General features: G+C 72.1%; 6 protein-coding genes. All 6 read right to left on the bottom strand.

Annotated elements, in window-relative coordinates; all coding sequences use genetic code 11:
* On the bottom strand, positions 1 to 884 hold an 884-nt coding region (locus tag D1643_RS09315), incomplete at its 3' end, for a 1-acyl-sn-glycerol-3-phosphate acyltransferase (RefSeq protein ID WP_160710358.1).
* A 27-nt stretch (positions 885 to 911) separates the two neighbouring features.
* Positions 912 to 1,586 (bottom strand): (d)CMP kinase, encoded by a 675-nt coding sequence (gene cmk, locus D1643_RS09310; RefSeq protein WP_160710357.1) that lies wholly within the window; start codon positions 1,584 to 1,586, stop codon positions 912 to 914.
* Positions 1,587 to 2,942, bottom strand: a complete 1,356-nt coding sequence (gene aroA, locus D1643_RS09305; RefSeq protein WP_160710356.1) for a 3-phosphoshikimate 1-carboxyvinyltransferase — start codon at positions 2,940 to 2,942, stop codon at positions 1,587 to 1,589.
* A complete protein-coding gene (locus D1643_RS09300) occupies positions 2,932 to 4,128 on the bottom strand; it encodes a prephenate dehydrogenase/arogenate dehydrogenase family protein (protein ID WP_370520331.1) in 1,197 nt (398 codons plus the stop codon). The genes aroA and D1643_RS09300 overlap by 11 nt, the downstream gene beginning before the upstream one ends.
* A 147-nt stretch (positions 4,129 to 4,275) precedes the next feature.
* A complete protein-coding gene (locus D1643_RS09295; protein WP_160710354.1) occupies positions 4,276 to 5,622 on the bottom strand; it encodes an ABC transporter substrate-binding protein in 1,347 nt (448 codons plus the stop codon).
* Positions 5,619 to 6,118: response regulator (locus tag D1643_RS09290; protein ID WP_160710353.1), on the bottom strand; the 500-nt coding region annotated here is incomplete at its 5' end. The genes D1643_RS09295 and D1643_RS09290, both read right to left, overlap by 4 nt.

Below are 6,118 nucleotides of genomic sequence, written 5' to 3'. Positions count from 1 at the left end.
GCGGCCCCGCCCGCGGCCTCGGCGCGCTCGGCGGCGCGGGCCGCCTGCTCGGCGCGGGCAGCGCGGATGCCCGCCACCACCTCCTCGGTGGTGTGGCGCGGCAGCGGGTGCTCGGCGAACACGGCCGCGTAGTCCTTGGCGCGGGGGAACAGCTCGTCCATCCGCACCTCGGCGGCGGGGATGCGCAGCGACAGCGCGAACACCTCGCGCATGGCGTACCAGGTGCAGCCCTCCAGGCGCTCGTCCTTGGGCAGGAAGTCGAAGTCGCCGAGCAGGATGGGGCTGCCGTACTCGATGGTCACCTTGGGAAACCGGAAGAAGCGCCCCTTCTGCTTGATCTTCTCGACGTCGCGCACGGTCATGGGCAGGATGGGCGCGTGGCCCATGCGGGCGACGAAGGCGGCGCCGGCGTGCAGCTCGGGCTCGGTGCCGCTCTTGCCGCGGCGCGTGCCCTCGGGCATGATCCCCACCACCTCGTCGCGCTTGAGCATGGCCGCGGCGCGCTTGATGGCCGTGCGGTCAGCCGAGTCGCGCTTGACGGGGAAGGCGCCCACCCGCGTGAGGATCTGCCCTACCAGGCCGCGGGCGTTGCCGAACAGCGAGTCGCGTCCCATGAAGCGGATCCACTGCGCGGGACGCGCCGACAGGTACATGAACACCACGTCGAGAAACGACGTGTGGTTGCCGATGACCACCACGCCCGTCTCGCCAGCGAAGCCGCGCAGGGCCTCGCGGTTGTCCACCCGGTAGCGGAAGCACACCTTGAACACGGCGCCGAGAAACGCCCAGAGGATGTTGCCCAACCAGTGGGGCACCTGCTTTTTCTCGGACGTGCCCCCGAGGGGCATGTCCCACATCTGCTCGGATGACAGGAACAGGCTCATGGCGCCCTCCTCCTCGTCGGGCCGGCGCTAGGCGCGCGCGGCGTCGGCCATCGCGCAGATCTCGTCGATGACCTCCTCGATGTAGCGGCCGGTGGAGTCGAGGTGCACGGCGTCGTCGGCGGCGCGCAGGGGCGACGTGGCGCGGCTCGAGTCCAGCTCGTCGCGGCGACGCAGGTCGGCGAGCACCTCGTCGTAGTCGATGGAGCCGATGCCGCGGTCGACGTTCTGGCGCACGCGGCGGTGGGCGCGCTCCTCGTCCGACGCGGTGAGGAACACCTTCACCGGCGCCTCGGGGAACACGACGGTGCCGATGTCGCGACCCTCCACCACATAGTCGCCGGCCCGGCCGATGCGGCGCTGCTGGTCCACGAGCGCCTCGCGCACCGAGGGCGCGGCCGACACGGGACTCACGGCACGGTCGATCTCGGCCGTGCGGATGGCGTCGGTCACCTCGGCGTCGCCGACGAACACGCGCTTGGGCACCGGGTCGCCCGCCTCGTGGCCGAAGGCGATGACGCAGGTGCGCGCCACCTCCCCGAGCGCCGCGTCGTCGTCGAGCGCCACGCCGTCAGCCAGCGCCTGCCAGGCGATGGCGCGGTACATCGCGCCCGTGTCCAGGCACGAGAACCCCAGCTTCTTCGCCACCGCCTTGGCCACGGTGGACTTGCCGGCCCCGGAGGGCCCGTCAATCGCGATGATCATCTACTTCGCCAGCCTTTCCATGTCGGTGAGGAAGTTCGGGTAGCTCACGGCCACGCAGCCGAAGTCGCGCACGGTCACGGGCACGCGGCCGGTGAGGCCCACCAGTGCCCAGGTCATGGCCAGGCGGTGGTCGCCGAGCGAGTCGAAGACGAGCCCCTCGGGCACGACGAGGGAGGGGGTGCCCTCGATGCAGAGGTCGTCGCCGGCCGTCCACGCGTCCACGCCGAGGAGCGCCAGGCCGTCGATGATGGCGGCCAGGCGGTCGGTCTCCTTCACGCGCAGCTCGGAGACGTCCTTGAACACCGTGACGCCGCGGGCTCGGGCCGCCACGAGCGAGAGCACCGGGACCTCGTCCACGAGCGAGGCGATGTGCTGGGCCGGCACCTCGCAGCCGCGCAGCACGTCGGTGTAGGCCACCGAGATGGCGCCGCGGGGCTCCTTGCCCTCCTGGCCCTCATGGCGCACCGCCACGTCGGCCCCCATGCGCTCGAGCGTGCGCACGAAGCCGATACGCGCCGGCGAGAGGCTCACGTTCTCGACGGTGAGGCGGCTGCCCGGACGCAGAAGCGCGGCGCACACGGGGAAGGCGGCCGAGGACGGGTCGCCGGGAACCACCACGTCGGCGGCGGTCAGGGCTGCCGGGCCGGTCACGCTGGCCAGGCGCGCAGCGGCGGTGGTAGGCACGCCGAACTCCGGGAGCATGAGCTCGGTGTGGTTGCGCGACGGTGCCGGCTCGCGCAGGGTGGTGGTGCCCTCGGCAAACACGCCAGCCAGGAGCACCGCCGTCTTGAGCTGGGCCGATGCCATGGGCGCGTCGTAGTCGATGGCGCGCAGGCGGGCGTTGCCCGTCTCCGTGAGGGGCAGCGTCTCGCGCCCGGCGGGCTCGAAGCGCGCGCCCATCTTCATGAGCGGCGCGGTGATGCGGCGCATGGGGCGACGCTGGAGCGACTCGTCGCCGGTGAGCTCGACGGTGACCGGCCACGGCGCGAGCACGCCCATGAGCAGGCGCGCGGTGGTGCCGGAGTTGCCGCAGTCGATGGGCCCGTCGGGCTGAGCGGGGCCTGCCGCCCCCCAGCCGGTGACGGTGCCCGCCAGGCTGCCGTCGGGCTGAACGTCGAGCTGCGCGTCGGCGCCGAGGGCGCGCACGGCACCGATGGAGGAGCGCACGTCCTGGGAGTCGAGCACGCCCGAGAGGCGCGAGGTACCCTCGGCCATGGCGGCGAAGAGCACGGCGCGGTGCGAGATGGACTTGTCACCCGGCACCCGCGCCTCGCCGTGGAGCGGGGCGGGCAGGGGCTCGATGAGGGTCTGGGGGCCGAAGGCGGGGACCTCGGCAGCGGGGGCGCTAGTCGACATGGGCGTACTCCTTCACCATGATGGGGCTGAACGACACGGAGAACCCGGCTTTGATGAGCTGGAGCGAGAGCGCGCCCACGTCCCCCTCGTCGGTGAGGATGAGGGAGAGCACGGCGTTGCCCTCGGACACGTGGTCGATCTCGATGGACTGGATGTTGCAGCCGACGGAGCTCGCGATGGTGGTGACCTCAGCCACCACGCCGGCGCGGTTGACCATGGGCACGCGCACCTCGAGCAGGTTGTCGGTGGAGGGCACCCAGGCCGCCGGCAGCGCGCGGCGCGCATCGGCCGCCTGGGCGAGCAGGTCGGTGAAGGCGGCGCGGTCGCCCGCCTCGAGCGCGCTGACGAACGAGCCGATGATGCCCTGCATCTCGACGAGCCCGTCGCGCAGGGCCGCTGCGTTGTCGAAGGCGATGCCGCACCAGAGCTTGGGCGAGCCGGCGGCCACGCGGGTGGTGTCCTTGAAGCCGCCCGCGGCCAGGCGCATGAGCGACTGGGTGTCGTCGGCATGGCGGCTGGCCAGCTCCACCAGCGACGAGGCCACCATATGCGGCACGTGGCTCACGATGGCCACGGCGCGGTCGTGCTCCTCACGGCGCAGCGACACCACGCGGGCCTCCATGCCGGTGATGAGCTCGTGGAGGCGCTGGAAGTGCTCGGGCACCGTGTCGGCGTCCGGGCAGAGGATCCAGTTCGTTCCCTTGAACAGGTCGGCGCGGGCACCGTCGATGCCGTTCTGCTCAGATCCGGTCATGGGGTGGCCGGGCACGTAGTTGCGTGGCACGGGCAGGAGCTCCGCCGCGGCGTCGAGCACGTGGGCCTTGGTGGAGATGGTGTCGGTGACGATGCCCTGATAGCCCCAGTCGGCAAGCAGGCGGAAGTAGTCGTCCACGCAGGCCACCGGCGTGGCGATCACCACGAGCTCGCAGCGCTCGCGCACGAAGGCGGCCAGCGCCGGGTCGTCGGGAGCCACGGCGCGCGCGGCCCAGCCGCGCTGCTCGGCCAGCTCGCGGGCGCGCGCGTCCACATCGACGCCCATGACGAAGGCGTCCGGGAAGGCCTCGGTGATGGCGGCGGAAAGCGAGGCGCCGATGAGCCCCAGGCCCACGACGGCGATGGCGTCGAAGGCGGGTCGGCGGGCAGTGTCGGTGTCGGCGGCCTCAGGGGTCGCGGGTGCGTCGGTCACGGTGTCTCTCATCCTCGGTCAGGGTCAGGCGCGCAAGGCGGCGAGATGCCCCGCCGCGACGCCCTATTGTAGTGCTTGGCGCCGCCAAGACCAGGGCAGATGGCGGGAATCCGGCAACTTTCCGCGCGCCGGGCGCGGGCGGCGCCCCTACTCGTGGAGCACGCTCGCGGCCCACCCCTCGTCGACGGCGCGGTTGCAGCGCTCGTCGATGGCGCGCGCCGTCTCCTCGGGCGTGGCATCACCGCGCAGCAGGTCGCCCATGCACTCGTGGAACACCTCGCGCACGGCCAAGGTATCGGGGTTGGACCCGGTGAAGTCCACCTCGTTGGCGGCGTTGGCCTGGAACAGGGCGAAGGAGGGGGTGTCCGCGCCGTAGCGCTCGGCCACCGCGCGCGAGGCAGGCAGCGTTCCGGCGGCGTAGTCGAGCCAGCCCGAGTCGCCGTAGACGTAGGCGAGGAAGTCCTTGGCCACCTGGACCTTCTGCGCATCGCCGTTGTCGAACACCTCGAAGCCCGACACGAACGAGGTGGCGCAGCCCTCAGGACCGGGGCCGGGGAAGTTCACGAGCCCGATGCTGTCCCCGTAGCGGCCGATGGACACGTTGTTCACCATGTAGAGGGCCAGCTGGCCGTTGCGGAACAGGCTCGAGCAGTCCTCGATCTCCAGGTTCTCGGCATGGGGCGGGTACCAGCCGCGCGCCACGCCGCCCTGGATCCAGCGCAGGGCGGCCACGCCCTCGGGCTCGGAGAGCGCGAAGCGGCCGTCCTCGTCGAAGAACCGTGCGCCGCAGCAGCGCAGGAGCGTCATGGTGTGGGTGTCGCCCTGGGAGCTGTGCGCGTACATCATGAGCGGGTAGGCGCCCTCGGGCAGGCGCGCGGCTAAGGTGTCGAGCACCTGCTCCCACTCCGCGAGCGTCCACGACTGGATGGCGTCGTCGTCGATGAAGGACTCGAGGCCCGCCTGGCGGAAGAGCTCCTTGTTGTAGGCCAGCACGTTCTGGCGCGCCAGGTAGGGCAGCAGGTAGACGCGCCCGCCCACCGTGCCCCGATCCCACAGGTAGTCGTAGATGTCCGCGCGCCGCTCGTCGGTCACGACGTCGTCGAGCGGCACCACGCGCCCGGTGTGGACGTAGGTGGACATGTTGAAGAAGTCCCCGTAGAGGATGTCGGCCTCGTGGTCGGTGCCGAGGGCTCCGATGATGGCCTCGTCGTAGAGGCCCTGCTCGAACACCTCCACCGTGATCTCGACCGGCGGCCCGTCGTAGGAGGCGGAGAAGTCCGCGGCCATGGCGGAGATGACCTGGTCGATCTGGGTGACGGAGGGGTCGAAGGTCACGCTGTGGCTCGTGCGCGGCACCTTGATGGTGAGCCGTACGGGCTCCTCGGCGGGCGCGGCGCAGCCGGCGAGGGCAAGCGACGCCGCGAGGACGAGGGCCGCCAGCGCGGCGAGGATGCGCGCAGGACGCGCACGGCGAAGGACGGCGGGGGCGCTCATCGGGCACCGTCCCGGATGGCGCCGAGCTTGGCGAGCATGGCGCGCACGTCAAGCGGCTTGGCGAGGAAGTCGTCCATGCCGGCCTCGAGGGCGCGGGCCCGGTCCTCGGCGAAGGTGGACGCGGTGCAGGCGTAGATGCGCACGGCCGCGGCGTCGGATCTCTCGAGGGCGCGGATGGCGCGCGCCGCCTCGTAGCCGTCCATGACCGGCATCTGGGCGTCCATGAGGACGGCCGCGAAGTGGCCCTCGGGCGAGGCGGCGAAGGCGTCGAGGGCCTGCCGGCCGTCGCCGGCCACCGTCACGGCGTAGCCCTCCTCGCCGAGAATGCTCTCGATGATGTCGGCGTTGAGCTCGTTGTCCTCGGCCACGAGCACGTGCATCGGCGCCCCGGCAGCTACCAGGGCCGCGGCGTCCGCCGGATCGACGCCCGGGGCGGTAGGGGCGCCCGCGCCCTCCGAGCCCGCCGCCTCGCCCTGGCCCGCGCCCGCCGGCCGCT

Source organism: Enterorhabdus sp. P55, from assembly GCF_009911695.1.
Taxonomy (GTDB): domain Bacteria; phylum Actinomycetota; class Coriobacteriia; order Coriobacteriales; family Eggerthellaceae; genus Enterorhabdus.
The sequence above is the reverse complement of the archived record's forward strand: the minus strand, read 5'-3'. Positions and strand labels throughout refer to the sequence as shown.